Source organism: Cupriavidus sp. 94F1 (assembly GCF_057798875.1).
Genome location: NZ_JBYOJT010000004.1, coordinates 553981 through 575821, shown reverse-complemented (window position 1 = coordinate 575821; position 21841 = coordinate 553981). Strand labels below are relative to the sequence as shown.

Below are 21841 nucleotides of genomic sequence, written 5' to 3'. Positions count from 1 at the left end.
ATGCGGGGGTGGAAAGATCGCCCCCGCATTCGCTATTTGGTTACAGCAGCGTTCGATGTCCCCTGCACCTGTTCCGCCCCGTAAGTCTTCGTCAGATAATCCACGATCGCCGGAATATCCTCGTCCTTCAGCGGCGCGCCAAACGGTTTTTTCATTTTCTTGACGGTGGCGTCCCAGTACGCGCGGGTCGATGTCGATGGCTGCGTGGATACGTACTGGGCCGAATGGCAGGTCATGCAATTCTGCAGCGCCAGGTGATAACCGGGCAGTGTGCTGGGTTTGTAGCTGGCCGTTTCCTGCGGCAGCTTGATTTCCAGTGGGCGGGCATGCGATGACCCGGACGCCACGGCCATTGCGCAGGCGATGGCCAGCATGAAGGTGTGGTGCGGTTTCATGATTGGCCCCCTCAAACAACCAGAATGCGCGTGGATTCCACGACGTTCCGCATATATCCCGCAGGATTCCAGGTTGCCGTCAGCGGCTGGATGTCTCCCGATCGCGTTTTGGCACGCACTCGCAAATCGAATTCTCCCTTTCGCGTCGGCTGAAAAGCGATACTCCACTCGCGGAACGAATAACGGCCCAGGTACTTGCCCAGTTCGGCGGAGCGCCAGCTGGTGCCGCCGTCGTCGGAAAATGCGACTTCGGCAATGCCATGGCCACCGTCGAATGCAATGCCCTTGACCACGGTCGGCTGCCCGGACCTGATAAAGCTGCCCGGCATATGGCTGGTGATAAAGGAGCGGACGTTGAACCGGCCGATCGGCACGGTGCTGGCCGGTGCGGTACCCGGTGCCACGCAGGCGCAGTCGTTGGCCGGAATACGATAGGCGGGGTTCATCCAGAAGCCCTCGAAGGGCTTGTCCAGGACCGCGATGTGCGACAGGTGCTTGACCCAGTAGGTGCCGTAATGGCCGGGCACGACCAACCGCAGCGGGTAGCCGTTCAGCATCGGCAGATCCTTGCCGTTCATGGCCCAGGCCAGCATGACCTCGCCGTCCATGGCATGGTCCATCGACAGCGCCTTGACGAAGTCCGGGCCGTTTTCAAGCGGCGGGCGGTCCAGCCCGTCGAAACTGACCTGCACGGCGCCGGCCTTGATGCCGGCCTTTTCCAGCACGGTGCGCAGCGGGATACCCGTCCAGCGCGCATTCCCCATCGCGCCATTGCCCAGTTGGCCGCCATTGACGCGCGGTGAAAAATAACCGCGGCCATTGCCCGAACACTGGTTGACCGCGACGATTTCCACGGGGTTGCCCAGCTTTCGCAAGTCCTGCAGGCTCAGCGACACGGGGCGCGACACATGGCCGTCAATATTCAGGCGATACGTCGATGCGTCGATCGATGTGGGAATGCCGCTCCAGTGATAACGAACGAAAAACGCGTCATTCGGTGTGATCACATTCTCGCCAAATACCTCGAATGGCGTTTCGAGTTGCGGGGGGCGGTTGGTCAGCAGGATCAGCGGCCGTTTTTGCGGAAATGCCACCAGTTCGCGATGCCCGTTTTCGAATGGCATTTCGGTGGTATTGGCCGCGGCCAAGGCGCGCGTGGCGGTAAATCCGAGCGACGCCTGCAGCGTCAGGGCAGCGCCGCCCATCAGCACGCCGCGACGCCGTGGATCGATGTCGCCTCTTGTGGGTTTCCTGGCCATTTTGTCTCCTCGCGGGCAGCCGGGATCGGCCGCATTTTTTATCGGTGTCGGAGCCGTTGAGCGTAATCGTAGTGCGCCATATTGGCGAAACAAGTTATTTCGCTATGGCTGACCGGAAAATCCGATGTGTCGAATGCAAAAGCGCCCGGATGCCATGGAGACGCGCAGGAATGTCCCGCGTCACCAGGAAGGGCCCGGTGCGCTGGAAAAAGGGCGGGGATCGAACGAAGGGGGCGGCGGGTCAGGTCCGCAAACTGACCATCGCCGAAATCTTCTCGGCGGCTTCCAGCAACGGTGGCAGGAACTGGTCGGTCATTTCCTGTGCACTGGTCCGATTGGCCTGGCCGCTGATGTTCAGCGCGGCGATGACCTGGCCGGTGCGACTTCGGATCGGGGCGGCCAGCGACACCAGGCCTTCCTCAAGCTCCTGGTCGTTCTGGGCCCAGCCACGGGTGCGGATATCGGCGATCAGCGATTTCAGCGCGGCGATATCGGTGACGGTGCGGCGGGTACGCGGTTGCAGGTCCGACGCCTGCAGCACGCGGTCGAGTTCGGCGTCGTCGAGTCCGGACAGCAGCACGCGGCCCATCGACGAGCAGTAGGCCGGCAGCCGGCTGCCGATCGACAGGTTGATCGTCATGATCTTGCGGGCCGGCACGCGTAGTACATAAACGATTTCAGTGCCGTCGAGCACGGAGATCGAACAGCTTTCGTGGACCGATTGCGAGAGCGCCTCCATGACCGGCTCGGCCAGGTTCCAGAACGGCATCGAGGTCAGGTAGGCGAACCCGAGGTCCAGGATCTTGGGCGTCAGCCGGAACAACCGGCCGTCGTTCTGCACGTAGCCCAGCCCCACCAGCGTCAGCAGGATGCGCCGCGCGCCGGCCCGGGTCAGGCCGCTCGCCTGGGCGATTTCGGTCAGCGTCTGGGCCGGATGGCTGGCGTTGAACGCGCGAATGACCGACAGGCCACGCGCAAATGACTGCACATAGCTGTCGCTCGGCTTTTCGGTCGTACCGGCGGCGGGCGCACGGGACGTAGCGGAATCGGCAGGATGCGCCATGGGGTCTGGGAAAGTTCGGAAAGCCTCGGAAAGGCCGAAAGGGTAGAGGAAATGTGCCTGCTTTGCCAGTCCGGAGCAACCTTTACCGCAGTGCCACAGGCCGCGTGGAACTATCGGTGGCACTGACGAGACGAATCTGTCTACCGCATAATGTGCGGCCGTCCGGCGCGGCAGATGCCGTCGACAAGGCGGCCACGACGGGCGGCCACGACAACAGTGTCATACAAGGGAATGGGTTCGGTGAGCGAGACAATCCAGTGGAATGATTGGGAGGCATTTTGCAGCGTGGTGGAGCAGGGCACGTTCACGGCAGCGGCCGCGGCCCTGGACTGCCCGAAATCGCGCGTGTCCGCGGCGGTGATCCGGCTGGAAACCGCCATCGGCGCCAAGCTGCTGGAACGCACCACGCGTCGCATGCGGCTGACCGATGCCGGCGGCGCCGTCTATCGCGACGTGGCGCCGCTGTTCGCCCGGCTGCGTGAAATCCGCCAGGAAACGCTGGCACGCGAGGAACGCGTGCAGGGCATGCTGCGCATTGCGACGCCCTACGAATTCGGCGCGCAGCAGCTGGGCGGCGTCATCTGCCGCACGCTGGCCGCCCATCCCGCGCTGGATATCACGGTGGAAATTGCCCAGGGGCTGGTCGATCCGATCCGGGAAGGCTATGACATCGCCTTCGTGACCGTGGACACCGATCTACCCGATTCCGGCACCATCGCGCGACGCATCTGGCATGTGGAGCGCGGGCTGGTGGCGGCCCCCAGCCTGGCAGCCAGCCTGCCGGCGCAGATGCAGCCCGAAGACTTGTCCAACATGCCGACGCTGGCCACGCCCGGTGCGTCGGTATGGGAATTTTCGCGCGACGGCCGGCGAATTCCGGTGCCGATCCGGCCGCGCATGCAGACGTACAACGCCGAACTGCGCATGCAGGCCGCGCTGGCGGGCCTGGGGATCGCGCGGGTGCCGATGACGGCTGCGGAAACGGAGATCGCCCAGGGCAGGCTGGTTCGGGTGATGCCCGATTACCCGTTGCCGCCGTTGAGGGTGTTTGCCTTGCTGCCTGACCGGCGGCTCCAGCCGCGCAAGGTGCGGGCCTTCATGGAAGCCATCGAATCGATGATGGGCGCGGAGCTTGACGCGCTGGGACAGTAACTGGCCCGGCGAGGGATGCGGTACGGGGGAACGCGGGAGAGCGGGGTAGGGAAGGTGGCCCGGCGGAACGCGGGGGAGCGTGCCCCGGGCCTGCTTCGCCTTTGGGGGAAAGGCGAAGCCGCTGCAGCGGGTGAGGACTTAGGCGCCTTCGCTGTACACGTCGCGCTTCTCGGTCACGCCACGGGCGCCTTCCGAGTACACATCGCGCTTTTCGGTCACCGAGCGGGCGCCTTCCGAATACACGTCACGCTTTTCGGTCACGCTACGGGCGCCGTCCAGGTACGGATCGATCTTGCGGCCGATGCTGCCGTCCAGGCGAGCCAGGTCCGACAGGGGTTGCGCAGCCTGGGCGGCGGTGGCGCCAGCCGACAGGCCGATGGCGCAGAGCAGGGAGAGGGCGAGGGTCTTCATGGTGTGCTGTTCCTACTTATTGGCAGAGATCGCGGTGGGCCCGCGGTGGCTGTAATGTAGGCGTCGACAGGCGCACGAAAAAGGGCGAATCCTCGACAGACTGTCCAGCCGTCTGGACATTAGGGGTTAACCCTAGGGATACATTTTGTGGTACGGTGGCGCGCCGCCACCGTACAGCGATGCAAGGTTAGTGGTTGCTTACACTACGCCACGGCTAACGCCGGCGATCAGCATTAGCAAGATCTGGGCAATGACGAACAGCACCAGCGGCGACATGTCGAACCCGCCCAGGCGCGGCATCACGCGCTGGATCGGCCGCAGCAGCGGCGCCGTCAGGTGCCAGATCGGGCCGGCCAGCGGCGATTGCGGATTGACCCACGACAGCACCGCCATGAGCAGCGTGACCCACATCACCATGCTGATGCCCCACTTCAGCAGGTTCAGCACGGCCAGGCCAAGGATCACGGGCAGGAACGCCAGCGGATCGGCATCGAGCACCAGCGCGCGGCACACCAGGAACACCACGGCGGTCAGGTAGGCGGCCAGCACCGTGGCCCAGTCGATGCCGCCCAGGCCCGGAATGATGCGGCGTAGCGGGCGCACGAGCCAGTCTGTGACCTGGAACACCCCCTGCGAGACCGGATTGCGCGATGGCAGGCGGGTCAGTTGCATCCACAGCCGCAGCAGCAGTGCCATGCCGAAGAGCGTAAAGACGGTATCGAGCAGGAAGAGGATGATTTCCGTGAACATCGGGCGGATTTCCCTTGAATACGTTAGAGGGCGACAGGGTGTCGACGACCGCACAGATTCTGCCATACCCCGCTGCCCTGGCCCCGTGGAAAATAGGGGTGCCATGCGTGTCATCGCATCGGGCGCGGCCATGCCCCCCATATAATGGGCGCCTTGTCCGATACCGCACGCGCAGCCGCCTCCCCGCCCATGCCCCGCCCGACCGCTCCCGCGAAGTCTTCGAACGATGCCAACGTATTGAGCAAGCATGACTTCGAGGCGCTGTCCGATTTCCGGTATCAGTTGCGCCGCTTCCTGCGGTTTTCCGAGGATGCCGCGCAGGCCGAAGGCGTGACCGTGCAGCAATACCTGTTGATGTTGCATATCCGGGGCAGCCGCGACAAGAACTGGGCGTCCGTGGGCGAGCTGGCCGAGCGGCTGCAGGCGAAGCAGCACGGCGTGGTGGCGCTGGTCAACCGCTGCGAAGCCGCCGGACTGGTCACGCGCCGGACCGATCCCCACGACCGCCGCGTGGTGCAGATCCATCTGCTGGCCAAGGGCGAGCGTTGCCTGAACCGGCTGGCCGCGCTGCACCGGGCGGAGCTGGAATCGCTGCGTGGCGCGTTTCGTGTGGCGCGCATCACGGCCTTCAACGACGACGAGTCCGAACGCGGCTGAGCGCCGCCTCTCCCACGTCGGGCCGGCCGCGTTACAGCCGGTTACCCATCACAATCTCCGGTGACACCTGCCGGCATGGCGCGGCACTAGACTCCCGCGCAATATCAACACGCGCACCGTCGCAGGAGTCCCCATCATGTCCATCACGATTCGCCCGGCCGCCCGCACGCTTGCACTGGCCGCCGTGGCTGCCGGAACGCTGGCGCTGGCGGGTTGCGCCGCACCTTATGGCGCCGGCTATGGCGATGGCTATGGAACGGGCTACCAGACCGGCTACCAGACCACGGGCTACCAGGGTGCTGGCTACCAGGGTGCCTATGGCAATGCCGGATATGGATCGGCCTACGGCACCTCGGGCACGCAGATCAGTGGCGCGCCTGCCTATCCGCAGCAGTCGTACCCGCAGCAGGCTTACCCCCAGTCGTCCTACCCGCAGCAGGCCCAGCAGCCCGCCTATCCGCAGCAGCCCGGCTATGACCAGTATGGCTACCCGCAGCAGGCGCAGGGCAGCTACGACGGCACCTACGGCAACAGCGCCGGCTACAACGACCCCTACGCGGTGCGTTACGGCTGGGTGGAGTCGATCGAGCAGGTGGGCGGACAGCCGGCCAACGCCAGCGGCGTGGGGGCCGTACTGGGCGGGGTGGCCGGTGGCCTGCTGGGGCACCAGATCGGCGGCGGGCGTGGCAACACGGTGGCCACCATCGGTGGCGCGGTGGCCGGCGCGCTGGCTGGCAACGAGGTGGAAAAGCGTACCCACACCACGCCGCCGGCGTTTCGCGTGCGCGTGCGTACCAACGACAACGCCTATATGACGCTGACCCAGGCCAGCCCCTACAACCTGCGCATCGGCGACCGTGTCAAGGTGCAGAACGGCACGGCCGTGCCCTACTGACATACCGGATCGGTCGTCCACACCCATCAACAAAAAAGCCCGGCGCCAAGGCCGGGCATGTCTTCGACTGTCTGGCCGGTTACGAGAGCGCGTTGGCCAGGAAGGTCAGCGCGCGGCCATGCGCCAGCGCGGCCGAACGCTGGTGGTACGACGCGCGCGCCCAGCAGTTGAAGCCGTGGTCCGCCTGGTCGTAGACAAAGACCTCGGTGCCTCGCTTGCCGGCCACGGCCTGTCGTACGTTCTCCACATCGTCGGGCTTGATATGGGCATCCAGCGCGCCGTAGTGGAACTGCACCGGCACGTTGAGGGCCGCTGCCTCCTGCAGGTTGTTCTGGATGCCGCCGCCATAGTAGGGCACCGCCGCATCCACCAGTCCGCGCGCCGCGGCCATGTACGACACCAGGCCGCCGAAGCAATAGCCTACCGCGGCCACCTTGCCGCCTTCGCCAATTTCCTTGCGCAGCGCCTCGACGGTGGCGGCGACGTCCGACACCGTGTCTTCCAGGTTCACGGCCTTGCGCAGTTTCATGGCCTTTTCCAGGTCCGGGCCGCTGTAGCCCAGCTCCACGCGTGGGGCCGAACGCCAGAACACGTCCGGGGCCAGCACCACGTAGCCGTCGGCCGCGTACTGGTCGGCCACGCTGCGGATGTGTTCGTTGACGCCAAAGATCTCCTGTACCAGCACGATGCCGGGGTTGCCGGCGGCCTTGCCGCCGGGCGGCAGGCTCAGATAGGCGTCGAAGCTGCCGTCGGCGGTGTCGATACGGATCCAGCGGCTGTTGGGCGTGGTGCTCATGTTGGGAGACTCCAGGGTTTGTCAGGGCAGGCGCCGGGGGGCGGGCGCCGGACCCGCGCGATCCGGGGGATCGGCGAGAGACTGCCAAGTGTGCCACCGCGGCGCCAATCGTGCAGCGCGGCTGGCCGGTAGCCGACCGGCAAAAAAATATGCCGGCACCCGCGGGAGGGGTAGCCGGCATGGCGGCCGCGCCAGCGGCGCGGCACAGGACTGCTTGACTGACTGTTCATCCGCGCCGGTTACCAGCGCATCTGCACATTCTTTTCTCCAGGGCTCACCGTCGTGCGCTTGGATGTGCCCTCATAAGTGGCCACGACCTGATAAGCGGCGCGCGGCCCCTTGATCAGGCATCGAGGGCCCGTGGCCGTGAACTCGGCCACCTGCTGGCCATTGCGCATGAGCTTCACGTTGACGTCCGACAGATATTCTCCGCGGCCGCCCTGCGTGAACAGCAGGCCCATGTCGTACTGGGACGCCTCGCTGCGCATTTCGGCCTGTTCGTCGGCAGCCACGCCGCCACAAACATAGGTGAACGGGCCGGCCGTCGACGTCTTCATGTCCGCGTGAGCGGACCCCGCCATGCCCAACGCCGCCGCAGCGGCGCCGATTGCGCACCAGACACGTACCTGTCGAGTGATCGTCGTGTTTTGCGTTTGCATCGCTTCCTCCTGCCAGGTTGACGGGATGAGCGACGGGTACCCAATGCAGGTATTGCAGCCGTGAGGCAGGTTCAGGGCAGGTACGCAGGCCCGGACGATGGCCTGTCGCGCATCCTCGGGATACGTACCTGAAGTACACACCACTGCACCTGGGGCGTCTGTCAGCGATTCACTGATCTTGCTGCGGGAAGAGTCTGGGGCGTGGCGCGAACAGCGGGCAGTTCTGCCCCTATTCGTGCGGGAAGCGCGCAAAGAGAGGCGCCGTTCACATGGCGCCCCTCTAATTCTGTAACTTGCCGGCCGGAGATCAATAGGCCGACGACTGCTCGAATCGCGTGCGCCAGTTGTCGCTGTATGCCTTGACCACCGCGCTGTCGCCCCGGATCAGCATGCCGTTCTCCGCATTACGCTCCTGGGCCGACTTGGTGAAGTTGAACGACCCCGTGAACACGGCCTGGTCGTCGAACACCATCACCTTGTTGTGCGCGATGGCCGGTTTGGTATCGACCACCACGGGAATCCCCGCGTTCTTCAGGAAGGTGGCGCTGGTATATCGCTCGGAAGCCTGGCTCTTGTCGACGATCACACGCACGTCCACGCCGCGCTGGTGCGCCTCGGCCACGGCGCGGGCGATGGGCGCGCTCGTGAACGAGTAAGCCTGGATCAGCAGCTTGTGCCGCGTGCGGTGGATGGCGTCGACGATCATGTCCTGGCAGCTCGGGCCGTCCGGCACGAAACACAGAGTGTACGTGCTGCCGCTGGCGAACTGGCTGGTCTGCGCGCGCGGGGTGGTCAGCGTATCGATGGCGCGATCGAACATCGAGGTGGTACGGGCCTGGGCGGTGCCCACGACGGCCAGCAGGCCGAGCATGCCCGCCGTGGCAAGCCGCCTGCATTGGAGCAAGGAAGGAAACATCGGGTTACGCGAAGGTGACAGGAAATCGAGGGCAGGCAGCGTAACAGGCCATGCGCCCAGTTCGCAACAGGAAACGCATCCGGGCCGGGTTGGGGAACTGCGGCGGCGCCTTGGGACTCGACCCGACTGGTGCCTATGATGAAGGCATCGTGTCGCGGCGGGGCATGCTGTGCCGCCGCATCCATCGCGAATACAAGGAGCCTCGCATGTCCGACCACACCTACAAGCTCGTCGAGATCGTCGGATCGTCACCCGATGGCAGCGACCAGGCTATCCGCAATGCACTGGCCAAGGCCGGCGAGACCATCAAGCATATCGACTGGTTCGAAGTGGTCGAAACGCGCGGCCATGTGACGGACGGCAAGGTTGGCCACTTCCAGGTCACGCTGAAGATCGGCTTCCGCGTGACCTGACGCGCAGGCCGCGCCACCCGCTGGCCCCCGCTCAATCGAACTGGTACGACCAGAGCAGGTTGATGCGCGGCGAACGGTGGCTGGCATTGGTGGGCTTGTCGCCCACGGGCTGGGCCAGCGAGACGTCCATCGTGTAGTAGCGCCGGTCCGAGAACCGCAGGCCGATGGCCAGCGACTGCAGCGTGCGGTGCGACAGCGAGACGCTGTTCGAGTACACGCGTGCCATGTCGGCGGCCAGGAACGGCTGCAGCGTCTTCAGGTACGTGAAATCCACTGCGAACAGCCGGTTCAGTTCGGCCGATGCGCCCCAGCCCTTGTCGCCCGCGATCTCGCCGGCCGGGTAGCCCAGCCCGAAGAAGCGGCCGCCAAAGCTGATCTGCTCGCTCGACGCCAGGCGGTTGCCGCTGTACTGCCCTGCCGCCGACAGCGCCATGCCGAAGCCCATCGGCAGGTCGCTGGCCTGCGACACCAGCAGCCGCGTGCGCCAGAAGCTCAGGTCGTTGAAGTTGTTCTGGCGATCGGCGCCCAGCGCATCGAAGCCCTTGTACACGCCCAGCGTGGCGCTGCGCGTCACGCCTGTGCCGCGTTGCTGGTATGACGCCTCGGCGCTGGCTACGCGCACGCTGGTCGACAGTTCCACCTGGCGGCCTGCGCCGGGCTGTACGGCCTGCGTATAGCGTTCGAACTGGTTGTTGGCATAGAAGCCGCCGGTCAGCGTCAGCGCGTGGCGGTTGTTCAGGATGACCGGGTAGCTCAGCGTGCCGCCCAGCCGTTTGGAGTCGTTCACGTAGCGCGGGTTGAAGCCGATCGGGGCCAGCGTGCTGTTCTCGGGCACGCCGCGATAGTGCGACGCGGTGATCTTGCCCAGCATGCCTTCGGTGCCCAGCGGCTGGGCGTAGGTGGCGGCGTAGTACTCCTCGCTGTCGCGGCCCTTGGGGAACAGTGTGGAGAACGACAACTGCTCGCCCAGCGGTGTCAGGCTGTTGGTGGTGGCCGTGGCGATGGCGCGCACGCCCGGCGACATCCATTCGACACCCGTACCGAACGTGAACGGCTTGCGCTTGACCTCCAGCACCATGTCGCACGCGCCATCGGTGGTGGTGGGCGGCTGCACCGTGGCGTTGACCTGCATGCCGGGCTGCTGCGCCAGCACGTTGACATAGTGCTCGAAGCTTTCCTGGCGCAGCGGGCGGTCTGTCTTCAGCTGGTCGGCAATCTTGCGCAGCCGCGCCTCCGCCGGACCGGGTTTGCCCTTGACCGTGACGTTGGCCACGTAGCCTTCCACCACGGTGATCAGGACGTTGCCGTTTTCGAACGATTGCGCCGGCACGAAGGCAAACGACAGCGGATAGCCGGCGTCCTTGTACATCTGCGTGACCGACTCCGCGGCCTGCAGCAGTTCCGCGACGGTGATCTCGCGATTGGCCAGCGGGCTGAACCTGGCCGCGATCTGATCGAACGGCAGCGTCTTCGCGCCCTCGATCTGGAAATGCCGGGGCGTAAGCCGCGAGGCCAGCAGGTTCTGCAGCGCCGAATCGGGCCGTTCCACCTGCACGGTGACATTGGATTGCGCCGGCTTGCTTGGCGCGATGCTGGGCAGCGTCTGGGTGGGATCGCCCTGCACGGGCCCGCGTTCGGCGTGGCCCAGGCCGCTATGGATGACGCCGACGCTGATCATCAGCGCGGCAACGCGATTGCGTGGTCGCATGGTCTTACCCCTCGATGTAAACCTGCATTGCGGCTATGAGGTCGCGTGCCACGGGACGGAGGGGATGCCGCTTCCCCGCCGCCCATGGGTGGCCGTGACGCTTTGCTTGGATCGGGCGCGTATGCGCCCGTGGAACTAGTGCTTGCCGCCGATTGCGCCGGTCAGGCCGCCAACCAGCCCACCGACCAGCCCGGTGACTGGCGCCAACGGGTTGGCGGGCTTGGTGCCTGCCGCCGTGCCGCCCGATGCGGGGGTGCCGCTGGCCGGCGCATTGCCGCCGGTCAGGCCGGCGACCAGGCCGGTAACCGGTGCCAGCGGGCTGGCGCTGCCGCCCGTGGTGCTGGCCGCCCCGCCCGTCACGCCGTTGGTGATGCCGCTGACCAGGCCAGTGACCGGCGCAAGCGGGCTTGCGCCGCCGCCACCGGTGGCGCTGCCCAGGCCGCTGGTGACAGTGCTGACCAGTCCGGTAACCGGCGCCAGCGGGCCGGACGCGCCGCCGGTGGCGCTTGTGAGGCCGCCAGTCAGGCCGCCGACCAGCCCGGTCACGGGCGCCAGCGGGCTGCCCGCCGCACCGCCGGCCGGGTTGTTCACCACGCCGCCAAGCGATGCCACCGTCGTGCCGGCGCCCGTGACAACGCCGCCCACGCCGGACACGACCGGGGTATTCGTATGGGTCAGTTGTGTGCCCGCCGTGGCCAGCGCACCTCCGACGGTCGCCAGCAGGTTGTTGACGGGCTGGCCCAGGCCGGTGGCGGCGCCCAGTGTCTGCGTGCCGCTGGTCAGTGTGGAAGTCAGCGGCACGATGGCCTTGCTGACGCCGCTGGTCAGCTGTTCCACGGGGCCGCTCGACAGCGCGGTCCCCAACTGGCCGCCGACGTTGTTGACTGCACCGCCCACTTGCGAGACCACGCCGCCCAGCGGCGTCGTCACGGCCGCGAGCGGTGCCAGCGGGCCGCTGCCCAGGCCGCTGACCGCGCTGCCGGCATGGCTGACGGCGTTGTCCAGGTCGCTGACCACGCCGCCGGTGCTGGCCACCGTGGTGCCCACCGGATTCCTGGCGTTGGGCATATTGCCCAGGCCCGACTGCACGCCGGTGCCGAGCACGCTGACCGCGTCGCCCACCGAACTGACCACGCCAGCCAGGCCATCCTTGGTCTGCGCCGGCACCACGGGCACGTTCGCGTCCTTGATCGCATCGCCGACGCCGCCGACCGTGCTGCCAACCCCATTGACGATGCCGCCCGCGTTGCTGACGATGGCGCTGGTGGGCGTCAGCGCGGCGGTGCCACCACCGCCACCGTTGTTGTTGTTTCCGCCGCCGCCGTTGTTGTTCGTGCCACCGTTGTTGGCGGCGTCGGTGCCACCGGTTCCGCCTGTGCCGCCAGTGCCGCCAGTGCCGCCAGTGCCGCTGGTATTGGCCGCGTTGCCGGCCGAGCTGCCGGTGCCGCTGGTGCCGCTGGTGCCCATCGACGTCGAACCGCTGCCGCTGGCGCAGCCCGCCAGCACCAGCATGGACCCCAGCAATGCCGTCACGACCAGTTGCTTCGCGGAATGTTTGCGTGTGCGCATGACCTTTTCCTTTTTTTTAATGTTCCCGACCCTGGTTCACGTATCGCATGCCGCTTCGTTGCGAGCTTTTGCGTGACGTGCCGTGGCTGCGTTGTATTGCGCAAGCGGTGTGCCAGTGACGCCGGCCATGGCCGGCCACGCCATGCCAAAGCAGGGGGTGCGGTGCGCAAACGCCCGTGTGGCAAGGCTTTGCGGCAAATGGATCAAACGCGCGCATGAAGCGCGCGGTGGTGGCGCGGCCCGTGTTTGGCGTTACGCGTTACGTAACGTCGCGTGACATGGGCGGTGACATGGCCGTGCCACAGCGCCTGTCCTGGCCCCGCGTCCGGGGCCGTCCGGCGTAACGCCCGCCGGGAACACGTTACGTAGCACGTAACACCACCACGCCGTCCGGCACGACGTATCCGGCGGCGGTCGAAGTGGCCGGCCCGCATCCCCGAAAGCCTTGCGCCACAACGGGTTCCAGCCCTGCAGTCCCCCGCATCCAGCGCCCGTATCGAACATGCGATTGAGGCTGGCACACCGTTTGCGCTATCGGTCCGCAGCCACGCCAGACGAACCAGATCGCCGACCGGGTCGCGGCGAAGCGCGTGCGCAGCGCGGACATGAAGACAGCGGACTCGCAAAGAACAAACTCAGGAGATTTGGACATGCATGCAATCAAGCAGACGCGCCCTCTCAACGTGATGGCGATTGCCTGTGCCGCAGCGGTGACGTTGCTGGCCGGCTGCGCCTCGGGCGGTTCCAGCGGCGGTGCCAATCCGCGCACGCCGTCCCCGCCGACCAATCCGGGAACGACGAATCCGCAGCCCACCGCCGAAACCACGCCCACGGGCAAGGTGGTGGAAGGCGCGGGCAACACCGTGGTATCCACCGGCAACGCGGTGAGCCAGATCGGCCAGCAGATCAAGGACACCAGCGTGCCGCTGGTACCCGCTACGGCGAAGAACGCGACCGGCGATGTGGTGATCCAGACCGGCGAGACCGTTGCCACGCTCGGCGCGGGGGTGCGCGATGGCCTGGGCCAGATTGGCGCGGTGGACAACCCGGTGGGCGTGACCGTTGCCAACACCGGCAATGTCGTGACGCAGGCCGGCGCCACGGTGGTCAGCACGGGCAGCCTCGTCAAGGCGCTGGGTAGCGACCAGTTGTCGCCGCTGGCGCCCGTGACCAATCCCGCCGGCGGCGTGGTGCAGACCGTGGGGGCAGGGGTGATGAGCCTCGGCGGCAAGCTGGGCGACGCGCTGTCAACCGGGCCGGTCGCGCAACTGACGGACAGCACCAGCAAGGCCATCGTGCCGCTGACCACGCAGTTGACCAACGCCACGCAGACCGTAGGCGCGGCCACGGGGCTGGGTGTGCCGGTCGATAACCTGCTGACCCAGGTCGGCAACACGGTGGCCACGGCGGGCAGCATGATCGCCAACACCAACACGCCGGTGGTGTCGCCGCTCGGCGGCGTCGTCAACGAAGCGGGCAAGACCGTGGCGGTGGCAGGCGTGCTGCTCAACGGCAATGGCAGCGCCGGCGGCAATCCGCTGGGTGGCCTGCTGAACAACCTGCCCCTGAACGCGGCTGCCGGCGGCACATCGGGCACCAATCCCCTGGCGCCCGTGACCGGCCTGCTCGGCACGGTGGGGGGTGCGGCAGGTGGCGCGGCAGGTGGGGGCTCGGGCGGCAGCAATCCGCTGGCGCCGGTCACCGGACTGCTGGGCACGGTCACCGGCGGACTGACCAGCGCGGCCAGCGGCGCCGGCTCGTCCAGCGGCAGCAGTCCGCTGGCACCCGTCACCGGCCTGCTTGGCGGGCTGACGCACCATTGATCTGAAATACAACGCGGAAGACGTCGGGATTTTCCCTGTCAACCGCCCCGGCTAATTTACGGTGCGCTGTCGTCCTTACCCCGCGCGGCGCATCCTTTTATTTCGTGCCGTGAGGCCGCCCTGCATGACTGCGTGCAGGGCGCCGCACGGCACGCTTCATTTGTTGCGCGCTCTTTAACAATTCGAATGATTTCCTCCCGATGGAGGAAGGCGGCCGCATTGTTTCAAACGTCTGTCCCACTTTAAGCTGGGACAACCATTAGCCCGAATGGGGGGTATGGTTGAAACAAAGCCTGTCTTATAAATGTATCCACCAGCGCAAAAAGCACAATAAAGCCACAGTCGCAGTTCATACAGATGGCAGTCGGATCGGGGTCAGGAGCGTATTGCTGGGGATCCATGCAGGGGTTACGCACTTTCGGGAGTGAACATCATGCAAAAGAATCTGGCGCGTCATCGCAAGACCCAACGCGGCGCCACTGCCATCGAATATGGCCTGATCGTGGGCCTGATTGCTTTAGGCATCGTCGTGGGCGCACAGGCCCTCGGCACAGGGATCAGCGACGGCTTCAGCGGCCTTGCCACCCGGGTCACCACCATGTTCGCGAAGAACAACGGCACCTGACCTGCCGACACATCCGCCTGACCATCCGGAAAGCATAAGCGGCGTCCGTGCATCCCGCATGGCGTCTTTCGTGCTGACCTGACGTCTCCACACCATTTACCAGAGCACCGTGCTGGCAGCCATGCCAGCCGCGGCGGGCGTCTGCACGCCCGTCGGCAACGCAGTGGCACAAGTGGTAGCGGTAGGCACTGGCCGCAGGTAGGCATATGGACGGCCGGGCTAGAACGGTAAGAGTGGTTCCAAGTCGCGTAACGTAGTACGGCACAGCCCGGTCGGGCACGCCGCAGCGGGCACCGCGCAGCCATGCCGGTGCCCGCCGCGCGGTGTCGTGTGTCGCCAATGCAGGCAAGTTGAAAAAAAACCGGGTGAAGCATGGCATTACGGGGGAACGCGAACCGGCGCCGCGCAGGCGGAGTGGCCGCAATCGAGTTCGCGATAGTGTTTCCGCTGCTGTTTGCGGTAGTGCTTGGCATCGTCTACTACGGCATGGTGCTGGCCCTGCAGCAAGTCCTGACGCTCGCCGCCGAGGAAGGTGCGCGGGCTGCCTTGCGTTATCCGCTCACCGCGAACGGCGGCACGCTGGCGACCACGCTCGCCCAGCGGGTCATCGCCGCCGACCTGGCCGCGCGCAGCACGCTGCCCCCCAATATCGCCAACCGATTCGCGGCAGGCTCCCTGGCCCAGGCCGTGGCCTGCAGCGCGCCGCCCGGCACCCAGTGCGTGCAGGTCACGCTCGATCTCCCCACGCAAACGTTCCTCCCGGTGGTGCCGTTCGTGCCAGTGCCCGCATCGCTGACCGGCGTCGCGGTGGTCCAGCTCTCTCCCGATACCTGAGGACACATGAGCAGCAAACAGATTCGAATCCTGGCCACCGTCCTGCTGATACTGGCCGGACTGCTCGCGCTGCTGGCGTGGCAGGTGGCACGCCAGCAGGCGGTGCCGATCCCTGCTGCGCGCACCGCCCCGACCCATGCCGTGGTGGTCACCACGCGAGCCGTGGAAGCCGGCAAGCCCCTGACCGCCGACGCGCTCGCGGTCATGCAGCTGCCAATCGAGCCGGCCGGCGCCTACCAGGACGCGGCCCGCGTGGTCGGGCAGGTGCCGGTGGTGAACCTGGGCAGCAACGTGCCGGTGCTGGAAGGACAACTGCTGTCCGGGCTGGCGCGGCAGATTCCGGAGGGCGACCGTGCGCTGGCCGTGTCGGTGGACGAGGCGGTCGGCGTGGGCCATCAGGTGCAGCCCGGCGACTTTGTCGATGTGTTCGTGATCCTGCGCCGCGACAACCAGGAGATTGCCGAAAGCCAGACGCGCCTGCTGCTGTCGCGCCTGCGCGTGCTGGCGTACGGCAATGGCAGTGTCAACGATTCACGCCAGGTGCAGGGCGAACAGATGATGGCCCGCCGCGACGGCGCGAAGACGGCCGTGCTATCCGTGCCGGTGGATCAGGTCGGCAAGCTGGCCATGGCGCAACAGGCCGGCCGGCTGGTGCTGGCGCTGCGCAATCCGTCGGATGCATCGATGCCCAGCGACGGCATGTTCGCCGAACCGCCCACCGTGCTGCAGGCCCGCGCCGGCGTGCCGCCGGAAGCCGAACGCGCGCCCGTGGACAAGGCCGCGGCCGGCATGAGCCTGGCCGGACTGGTCGGCCAGGCGCATGCGGGCAACACCGCGCCGCGCACGCTGGCCCCCGCACCGTCCATGCGCGCAACCGCGCAGCCGATGGCATCACTGACAGCCTCGGCGCCACGACGCGAAACCCCCGACAACAACAACGGCGTGGAAGTGATCCGCGCCGGCAAGCGAGCGATCGAATAGCGGACGACACGGCATGCCCACATTGACGACAGACCGTGAACGGGCGCGCGCGCGCCAGATCGACGCCGATCGTATCCACCGCGGATGGGCCGCGATGATGACGGCCGCCGTCTCGATGGCGGCCGTGCTGGCCGGGGCGATGCATCCGGCCATGGCGCAGGACGCCGGACCGCCGCCCGCCGCGCGCACGTTGCGCCTGATGGCCGGCGCCCAGCAGGAGATCAGGCCGGGACAGGCGCTGGAGCGCGTGGCCGTGGGCAACCCCGCCGTGGCCGATGCACTGCTGCTCAAGCAGCGCCATGGCGCGCCCACCGTGCTGGTGGTGGCGAAACAGCCGGGCGTGACCGACATGATGGTCTGGAGCCGGAACGCGGCGCCGGTGACCTACAGCGTGCAGGTGGACGCGGTGGCCCCGGATGCCGACGGCGCTCAGGTGGACCTGTCCGCCGCTGGCGCCACCATCCGGGGCGAATCGCACGACGCCGCCACCGCCGCGCGCACGCAGCAGGCGGCGCGGGCGGCGGTCGGCGGGGCGGACGGCAAGGGCGGCGTGGTGATCGACCGCTCGGTGGTGCCGGTGTCGAACACGGTGCAAGTCGATGTGAAGGTGGTGGAGATCAGCAAGACCGTGCTGAAGGAGGTCGGGCTCAATTTCGTCAAGAGCAGCGGCGGCTTCACGTTCGGGCAGTTCAGCCCGACGTCGCTGACAAAGGCCACGATCGGCCCGTCGCCGTCTTTCGAAAGCGCGTTGCCGATGAGCAGCGCGTTCAACCTGGTGGCGGCCTGGGCCAAGGAGGGCATCTTCGCCAACCTGAGCCTGCTGGAAAGCAATGGCCTGGTCAGGGTGCTGGCCGAGCCAAGCCTGGTGACGCTGTCGGGCCAGAGCGCGAGCTTCCTGGCGGGCGGCGAGATCCCCATCCCGGTGCCGCAGGCGCTGGGCACCACGACGATCCAGTTCAAGCCATTCGGTATCGGCCTGACGGTGTCGCCGACGGTGATGTCGAAGTCGCGCATCGCGCTGAAGGTGGCGCCCGAGGCCAGCGATCTCGATCCGTCGCGCGGCATCAGCATCAATGGGGCGTCGGTGCCGGCCATTGTCACGCGGCGCGCCGATACCACGGTGGAACTGGGCGACGGCGAAAGCTTCGTGATTGGCGGGCTGGTCAGCCGCAACACGGTCAGCAACGTGAGCAAGGTGCCGTTCCTGGGGGACCTGCCGATCATCGGCAGCTTCTTCAAGAACCTGAACTTCCACCAGGAGGACCGCGAACTGATGATCGTGGTCACGCCGCGCCTGGTGAAACCGCTAGCGCGGGATTCCCAGGCCGCGGCGAACGTGGCCAATGACGGCCGCACGAGCGCCAGCCCCAATGTCTGGGGGCGCTTCGTGCTGGGCGAGTACGCAGATCCGACCCTGCCGGGTTTTTCGCGGTAGCGGCGGCAGATGGAGCGAGTGACGAGGATGGATGCCTTCCTGCTGAACACCCGGCGCGAGACCCTGCGCCAGTGGCTGGACCAGGCGCTGGGCGGCGCCGGCACGCTGGTGGCCGAAGACGGGGCACAGGAAGCCTTCATCGAGCAGGTCGGCGCCGTGCGTCCCGGGCTGGTCTTCCTTGACTTCGGCGCGCCGCATGCCGAGGCCTCGGCCCGGCTGGCCGAACAGGTGGCGCGGCTGTTTCCGCAACTGCCGCTGGTGGCCATCGGCAATGCCGGCGAACCGGAAGCGATGCTGGCCGCACTGCGCGCCGGCGTGCGCGACTTCATCGACCTGCGCGGTGCGCCGGCACAGGCCACCGACGCCGTGCGGCGGCTGATGGTGCCCCGCGCCCAGGTGCGGCCCGTGACGCCCACGCACCGGCACGGCAAGATCGTGGCGCTGCTGGGGGCCAGGCCCGGTGTCGGCGTGAGCACGCTGGCCGTGAACCTGGCCGCGAGCGTGCGCCACCGCGAAGGGGCTGGCCCGCCGGCCGAGGTGCTGCTGCTGGACCTGGGGCTGCCCGTGCGCGACGGCGCGCTCTACATGAACATCGCGCCCGAATTCCATTTCGTCGAGGCCGTGCGCAACCTGCGCCGCTTTGACCAGGTGTTCGTCGATACCGCGCTGGCACGGCATGTCAGCGGGGTGTCGGTGCTGCCGCTGCCGGCCGCGCTGGCCGAACTGCGCGATGTGTCGTTTTCCGAGGCGCTGGCGCTGCTGGACCGCCTGCGTGCGTTTTTCGACCTCCAGGTGATCGATCTGGGCGGATTTTCGAATGCCGAGTTCATGTCGCAGATCGTCAAGGCCGCCGATGCCGTGGTGATGGTGGCCGAGCAGAGCGTGGGTGCCATCGTCTCGGCCGCGGAACTGCTGCACGAGCTGAAGAAGCGCGAGATCGACCGCCCCGACCTGCATCTGATGGTGTCGCGCTTCGATCCCGAACTGGGCGTGGATGCGGCGCAGATCGCCGAGCGCATCGGCGTGGCAACGGTCGATACGCTGCCCGACCGGCGCGCGGCGCTGGTGCAGGCCGCCAATCGCGGCGCGGTGCTGGCCGAGGCCGCACCGGCCGACCCCTACGTGCGCGCCGTGGGTGCGCTCATGGAACGGCTGGGCTACCGCACGGAACAGGCTTCCGAGCGCGGCATCCTGGCCCGGATCAAGGAGAAGCTGCCCGAGGCGTTGCGTGTTGCGCGCGTCGCACGGGCGGGGAACTGACATGACCGAAGCCATCGAATTCTCGGACAACGCCGCCGCCCCGTTTCCTGTTTCCCAGGAATTCCACAAGATCAAGGAAGCCGCGCACGAGCATCTGCTGACGCGGATCGAGGAACTCGGGGCGGAGTTTGGCCGCTGGACGCGCACCGCCATCCAGCGGTTTGTCGATCTGGAGCTGGAAAGCTTCACGCGCCTGCGCCGCATTCCGATCAACGAGGCCGAGCTGCATCAGATTTCCGAGGCGCTGACCAAGGAACTGGCCGGCTTTGGCCCGATCGAGGACCTGCTGCACGACGTGGCCGTGGAAGACATCCTCGTGAACGGGCATCTCGACGTCTACGTGTCGCGGCACGGCGTCCTGGAGCGGATACCCGTGCGCTTTGCCGACAACGGCCACCTGCTGCGCATCGTGCGACGCATCCTGGCGCCGATCGGCCGGCGCCTGGACGAATCGAACCCGATGGTCGACGCCCGCCTGCCGGACGGGGGCCGCATCAACGTCATCATCCCGCCGCTGGCGCTGGCGGGCCCCGTGGTATCGATCCGCAAATTCCGCAAGGACCCGCTGACGCCGGCTGACCTGCAGGCGCTGGGCACCATGAGCCCCGAGATCACGGAGCTGCTGGAAGCGGCGGTGCGGGCGCGCTGCAACATCCTGGTGAGCGGCGGCACAAGTTCGGGCAAGACGTCGCTGCTCAATGCGCTGGCCACGTTCATGCCGGCGGGCGAGCGCGTGATCACGATCGAGGACACCGCCGAACTGGCGCTGAACCATCCGCACGTGGTACGGCTGGAAAGCCGTCCCGGCGGCTTCGAGGGAACGGGCACAGTCACCATCCGCGACCTGCTGCGCAACAGCCTGCGCATGCGCCCCGACCGCATCATCGTGGGCGAAGTGCGTGGCGGCGAGGTGCTGGAAATGCTGCAGGCCATGAGTACCGGCCATGACGGGTCGATGGGCACCATCCACGCCAGCAGCCCGCGCGAATGCCTGTACCGGCTCGAAATGCTGGCCGGCTTTGCCGGCTTCCAGGGCAGCGAGGTGAGCCTGCGCCGCCAGATTGCCAATGCCGTCGACTTCATCGTGCAGATCGGGCGGCTGTCCAGCGGACGCCGGCGCATCCTGTCGGTCACCGAGGTCACCGGGCTGGGCGACAACATCATTTCCACGCAGGAGCTGTACCGCCACGAGCCCGTGATCAACGCCGACGGCACCGAGACCGACCGCTGGCATTCGCTTGGCATCCTGCCCCATTCGCCCAAGCTGGCGCGCATGCGTCCGGCCAGCTTTGCCCTGGACGACCGCTTTGATCTCTAGCGCCAGCCTGTTCATCGCCACGTTTGCCCTGGTGCTGCTGGGGCTGGGCCTGCTGATGCTGGCAACGGCCCGGGGCCGGGCCAACGCCGAGCGCGCTCGCGCCCACCTGGCCGCGCAGACCGAACAGGTGCGTGCCCGCTACGCCTCGGCCACGGAACCGGAGCCGCACGGCGCGGTGCGCGACCTGCGCCGGCGCTGGGCCGACCTGCTGCGCCGCGCCGACATGGCGCCGACGCGCGGCACATACCTGCGCTGGGGCGTGCCCATGCTGAGCCTGGTCGTGGCGGGCGCGTCGGCCGGCGGTGCCATCGGCCTGGTGGCGATGCTGGTGGTTGCCGTGGCGACGGCGGCCTTCGTGCTGTGGCTGCGCATCAGCCGGCTCAAGGGCAAGATGCTGCGCCAGCTGCCGGGCTTCCTCGATGGCGTGGTGCGCCTGATGACGATCGGCAGCAGCGTGCCGGCCGCGTTCCAGAATTCGGTGGCCAATACCGAACCGCCGCTGCGCCAATGCCTGGTGCAGGCCATCCACCTGCAGCGGGCCGGCAAGGAACTGGACCAGGCCGTGATGCAGATGGGCCGCGCCTATGACCTGGACGAGCTGGTCATCGTGTCGTCGGTACTGCGGCTGTCGCAGCGATATGGCGGGCGTGCCGACGTGGTGATGGAGCGTACCGCCACCTTCATGCGCGACCGCGAGGAAGCGCAGCGCGAGCTGATGGCGCTGTCGGCCGAGACGCGCCTGTCCGCCTGGGTGCTGGGCCTGTTGCCGCTGGTGGTGGCGGGCGGGCTGTTCATGATGAACGCCGGCTACATCATGATGATGTGGAAGGACCCCACCGGCCGCATCATGCTGCTCGGCGCCGCCGGGCTCGAAGTGGCCGGCATCCTGATGCTGTACCGGCTGGCAAAGTCGATCTAGGAG

Annotated in this window: 22 protein-coding genes; 12 read left to right on the top strand and 10 right to left on the bottom strand. The window is 67.1% G+C overall.

What is annotated here, in order from left to right; translation table 11 throughout:
* Positions 1-32: 32 nt before the first annotated feature.
* The 3 genes from sorB to AC3FJ6_RS13550 form a co-directional block, all read right to left on the bottom strand.
* Positions 33-395 carry a SorB family sulfite dehydrogenase c-type cytochrome subunit gene (sorB, locus tag AC3FJ6_RS13560; RefSeq protein ID WP_488772344.1) on the bottom strand — a complete coding sequence of 121 codons (363 nt, stop codon included), beginning with the start codon at positions 393-395 and terminating at the stop codon, positions 33-35.
* Between the two features lie 11 nt (positions 396-406).
* Positions 407-1654 (bottom strand): SorA family sulfite dehydrogenase catalytic subunit, encoded by a 1248-nt coding sequence (gene sorA / locus AC3FJ6_RS13555; RefSeq protein ID WP_488772343.1) that lies wholly within the window; start codon positions 1652-1654, stop codon positions 407-409.
* A gap of 241 nt (positions 1655-1895) precedes the next feature.
* Positions 1896-2717, bottom strand: a complete 822-nt coding sequence (locus AC3FJ6_RS13550) for an IclR family transcriptional regulator (protein ID WP_400395673.1) — start codon at positions 2715-2717, stop codon at positions 1896-1898.
* 240 nt (positions 2718-2957) lie between these two features.
* Here AC3FJ6_RS13550 and AC3FJ6_RS13545 point away from each other — a divergent pair, with 240 nt between their 5' ends.
* A complete protein-coding gene (locus tag AC3FJ6_RS13545) occupies positions 2958-3869 on the top strand; it encodes a LysR family transcriptional regulator (protein ID WP_488772342.1) in 912 nt (303 codons plus the stop codon).
* 138 nt (positions 3870-4007) lie between these two features.
* Here the strand turns inward: AC3FJ6_RS13545 and AC3FJ6_RS13540 are convergent, their stop codons facing one another.
* Positions 4008-4280 (bottom strand): hypothetical protein, encoded by a 273-nt coding sequence (locus AC3FJ6_RS13540; RefSeq protein WP_488772341.1) that lies wholly within the window; start codon positions 4278-4280, stop codon positions 4008-4010.
* Between the two features lie 198 nt (positions 4281-4478).
* On the bottom strand, positions 4479-5030 hold the full coding sequence (locus AC3FJ6_RS13535) for a YggT family protein (protein WP_488772340.1): 552 nt from the start codon (positions 5028-5030) through the stop codon (positions 4479-4481).
* 189 nt (positions 5031-5219) lie between these two features.
* On the opposite strand from AC3FJ6_RS13535, the gene AC3FJ6_RS13530 reads away from it, so the two are divergent.
* Both AC3FJ6_RS13530 and AC3FJ6_RS13525 read left to right on the top strand, forming a co-directional pair.
* The gene (locus tag AC3FJ6_RS13530) at positions 5220-5687 is read left to right on the top strand and encodes a MarR family winged helix-turn-helix transcriptional regulator (protein ID WP_488772339.1); all 468 of its coding nucleotides are present in this window, start codon (positions 5220-5222) and stop codon (positions 5685-5687) included.
* Positions 5688-5823: 136 nt separating this feature from the next.
* On the top strand, positions 5824-6582 hold the full coding sequence (locus AC3FJ6_RS13525; RefSeq protein ID WP_488772338.1) for a glycine zipper 2TM domain-containing protein: 759 nt from the start codon (positions 5824-5826) through the stop codon (positions 6580-6582).
* Positions 6583-6661: 79 nt separating this feature from the next.
* Here the strand turns inward: AC3FJ6_RS13525 and AC3FJ6_RS13520 are convergent, their stop codons facing one another.
* The 3 genes from AC3FJ6_RS13520 to AC3FJ6_RS13510 all read right to left on the bottom strand — a co-directional run bounded on the left by AC3FJ6_RS13520 (position 6662) and on the right by AC3FJ6_RS13510 (position 8941).
* Positions 6662-7378, bottom strand: a complete 717-nt coding sequence (locus tag AC3FJ6_RS13520; protein WP_488772337.1) for a dienelactone hydrolase family protein — start codon at positions 7376-7378, stop codon at positions 6662-6664.
* A gap of 239 nt (positions 7379-7617) precedes the next feature.
* On the bottom strand, positions 7618-8037 hold the full coding sequence (locus AC3FJ6_RS13515) for a hypothetical protein (RefSeq protein ID WP_488772336.1): 420 nt from the start codon (positions 8035-8037) through the stop codon (positions 7618-7620).
* 307 nt (positions 8038-8344) lie between these two features.
* Positions 8345-8941: a phospholipase D family nuclease gene (locus AC3FJ6_RS13510; protein ID WP_488772335.1), complete on the bottom strand. Its 597-nt coding sequence runs from the start codon at positions 8939-8941 to the stop codon at positions 8345-8347.
* A gap of 218 nt (positions 8942-9159) precedes the next feature.
* On the opposite strand from AC3FJ6_RS13510, the gene AC3FJ6_RS13505 reads away from it, so the two are divergent.
* Positions 9160-9366, top strand: a complete 207-nt coding sequence (locus AC3FJ6_RS13505; RefSeq protein WP_029050801.1) for a dodecin — start codon at positions 9160-9162, stop codon at positions 9364-9366.
* A 31-nt stretch (positions 9367-9397) separates the two neighbouring features.
* Here AC3FJ6_RS13505 and AC3FJ6_RS13500 read toward each other — a convergent pair whose 3' ends face one another.
* Positions 9398-11074 carry a ShlB/FhaC/HecB family hemolysin secretion/activation protein gene (locus AC3FJ6_RS13500; protein ID WP_488772334.1) on the bottom strand — a complete coding sequence of 559 codons (1677 nt, stop codon included), beginning with the start codon at positions 11072-11074 and terminating at the stop codon, positions 9398-9400.
* Positions 11075-11209: 135 nt separating this feature from the next.
* Positions 11210-12643, bottom strand: a complete 1434-nt coding sequence (locus tag AC3FJ6_RS13495) for a collagen-like triple helix repeat-containing protein (RefSeq protein ID WP_488772333.1) — start codon at positions 12641-12643, stop codon at positions 11210-11212.
* Positions 12644-13293: 650 nt separating this feature from the next.
* Here AC3FJ6_RS13495 and AC3FJ6_RS13490 point away from each other — a divergent pair.
* From AC3FJ6_RS13490 to AC3FJ6_RS13455, 8 genes are all read left to right on the top strand, one after another.
* Entirely contained in the window at positions 13294-14466 is a 1173-nt protein-coding gene (locus AC3FJ6_RS13490; protein ID WP_488772332.1) for a collagen-like triple helix repeat-containing protein, read from the top strand.
* A 433-nt stretch (positions 14467-14899) separates the two neighbouring features.
* Positions 14900-15091, top strand: coding sequence for a Flp family type IVb pilin (locus tag AC3FJ6_RS13485; RefSeq protein WP_488772331.1), 192 nt, complete (start codon positions 14900-14902; stop codon positions 15089-15091).
* Between the two features lie 372 nt (positions 15092-15463).
* Complete coding sequence (locus AC3FJ6_RS13480; protein WP_487522479.1) at positions 15464-15925, top strand: TadE/TadG family type IV pilus assembly protein; 462 nt, start codon at positions 15464-15466, stop codon at positions 15923-15925.
* 6 nt (positions 15926-15931) lie between these two features.
* Positions 15932-16906 (top strand): Flp pilus assembly protein CpaB, encoded by a 975-nt coding sequence (gene cpaB / locus AC3FJ6_RS13475; RefSeq protein ID WP_488772330.1) that lies wholly within the window; start codon positions 15932-15934, stop codon positions 16904-16906.
* Positions 16907-17000: 94 nt separating this feature from the next.
* A complete protein-coding gene (locus tag AC3FJ6_RS13470; protein WP_488772388.1) occupies positions 17001-18341 on the top strand; it encodes a type II and III secretion system protein family protein in 1341 nt (446 codons plus the stop codon).
* A 27-nt stretch (positions 18342-18368) separates the two neighbouring features.
* Positions 18369-19601, top strand: a complete 1233-nt coding sequence (locus AC3FJ6_RS13465) for a pilus assembly protein (protein WP_488772329.1) — start codon at positions 18369-18371, stop codon at positions 19599-19601.
* 1 nt (position 19602) lies between these two features.
* Positions 19603-20919: a TadA family conjugal transfer-associated ATPase gene (locus AC3FJ6_RS13460; protein ID WP_488772328.1), complete on the top strand. Its 1317-nt coding sequence runs from the start codon at positions 19603-19605 to the stop codon at positions 20917-20919.
* Positions 20912-21838: a type II secretion system F family protein gene (locus AC3FJ6_RS13455; protein WP_488772387.1), complete on the top strand. Its 927-nt coding sequence runs from the start codon at positions 20912-20914 to the stop codon at positions 21836-21838. Before AC3FJ6_RS13460 ends, AC3FJ6_RS13455 begins: the two co-directional genes overlap by 8 nt.
* Positions 21839-21841: the final 3 nt, after the last annotated feature.